We start from the raw sequence: 1,561 nt of genomic DNA, 5'->3' as shown, positions 1-1,561 counted from the left end.
ACTAGACCACTTCTAAGAATAGATTCTTAGTGTTGCACTTGATTTGACAATTGAGGGTTCTTTAAATTGGCAAAATAACCAGAATGACTATGCACCCTTTTTAGATTATTTTCTGGATGTTATCTTGCAAGCATATCGCAATCTTAATGATCGGCTCAATCTGGTACAAGACAAACCAGTGTCGGCAACGGATTTAATTCTTACAACATTAACGCAAGAATTAAAACCCTTGTCTAGAAGTGAGCTCACGGCCCTGATCCCGCAATACAGCGATATAACAATTAAACGAGCTCTTAGTGAATTGAAGAAAAGTCAGCGGATAAAACTTATTGGCAAGGGAAGATCGTCAAAATATATTTTGAAAAATTAAGATGTTTAGCGCTAATTAGTTCTCTATATTATAAGTGAAGAGAACAATTTATCCATTCTTAGTTACAGAAAGAAGTCTTTTGGTGACTCATGATGTAGTATCACGATGATTAGTTATAGGAAATGGATTTGATTTGAAATCTAAGTTTAAAGATTACATTAGCAACAAAAATGATATGCTTTAAAGAATAAATACATTGATATAGGAGATTTTAATGAAAAGTATTTGGGAGATGGACGCACCAATAGGCTTGGTTTTTTTCTTTGGGCCAGCTTTAATTATTGGAATTATGATGTTAATAAGTGGTTTTAACACCGTTTCAGCCATTATGGTCTTAGTGTTAGTTTTGTGTGGGCTTAAATACATGCACACTTCAATAATTGGTAAGTATAGAATAATGAAATCCATTGTTAACAGTATTCATTTAAAAAAAGACAGTAAAATATTAGACGCTGGCTGTGGTCACGGTGCCTTTATGTTGCAATTTAACAGAAAAGCAGCAAATATAAGCGAAATAATAGGAATTGATATCTGGAGTAATAAGGATCAGGGAAGCAATTCAATTGCAGCTACTCAAAAAATAATGGAAAATAGTAATTTGGCTGACAAGGTAAAGTTGAAAACTGCTAATATCTTAAACATGCCATTCAACGATAATGAATTTGATCTGATTGTATCTAGTTTGGTACTGCATAATATTAAGCCATTTGAGAAACGGAAAGCAGCGCTTGTAAACATAGCAAGGGTTCAAAAACAAAAAGGTCAGTTAGTAATCATGGATATAGGCTACGAAACTAGTAAATATGTGCGTATTCTTAAAGACTTGGGATATCAAAACGTTAATATTGCAAATACTGGCTATAACGGTTGGTGGGGTACCCCGATGGTTCCAACTTTTGTAATAACAGCAACCAAATAAAAAAGCTACTAACCAAAATCAATTTGATCTAACATACTTTCGGTACTTGCTTGGTCTAAGCCTAAATAAGCTAAAGTCATGGCTTCACTTGAATGATTTAATAAGTGCATGACCAAACCAATATTATAATTAGATTGTGTGTAGACGCGATAAGCCCCGGTTTTGCGCATCGTATGAGTACCCAGATAATTAATTCCTAACAGATCGCCAACCTTACTCATGATTTTGTAGAACTGTTTTTCCGTGATATGGCGTTCTGGGTGTTGAATGGA

The 1,561-nt window shown here is 34.3% G+C and carries 3 protein-coding genes; 2 read left to right on the top strand and 1 reads right to left on the bottom strand.

Annotation, left to right across the window (positions count from 1 at the left end; genetic code table 11):
* The first annotated feature begins 43 nt into the window (after positions 1-43).
* Both IV64_RS11770 and IV64_RS11765 read left to right on the top strand, forming a co-directional pair.
* Positions 44-370, top strand: coding sequence for a Fic family protein (locus IV64_RS11770; RefSeq protein WP_057707431.1), 327 nt, complete (start codon positions 44-46; stop codon positions 368-370).
* 214 nt (positions 371-584) lie between these two features.
* Positions 585-1,289 carry a class I SAM-dependent methyltransferase gene (locus IV64_RS11765; protein ID WP_021357815.1) on the top strand — a complete coding sequence of 235 codons (705 nt, stop codon included), beginning with the start codon at positions 585-587 and terminating at the stop codon, positions 1,287-1,289.
* Positions 1,290-1,297: 8 nt separating this feature from the next.
* Here the strand turns inward: IV64_RS11765 and IV64_RS11760 are convergent.
* Positions 1,298-1,561, bottom strand: a 264-nt coding sequence (locus tag IV64_RS11760) for a tyrosine-type recombinase/integrase (RefSeq protein WP_157061154.1), incomplete at its 5' end; no start/stop codon positions are given.

The organism is Lactiplantibacillus xiangfangensis (assembly GCF_001438845.1).
In the GTDB taxonomy this organism is placed as follows: Bacteria; Bacillota; Bacilli; order Lactobacillales; family Lactobacillaceae; genus Lactiplantibacillus; species Lactiplantibacillus xiangfangensis.
The sequence above is the reverse complement of the archived record's forward strand: the minus strand, read 5'-3'. Positions and strand labels throughout refer to the sequence as shown.

Bases quoted from the DNA above. Each gene is read 5' to 3' on its own strand.
- IV64_RS11765 (WP_021357815.1), top strand. From the start codon at position 585: ATGAAAAGTATTTGGGAGATGGACGCACCAATAGGCTTGGTTTTTTTC.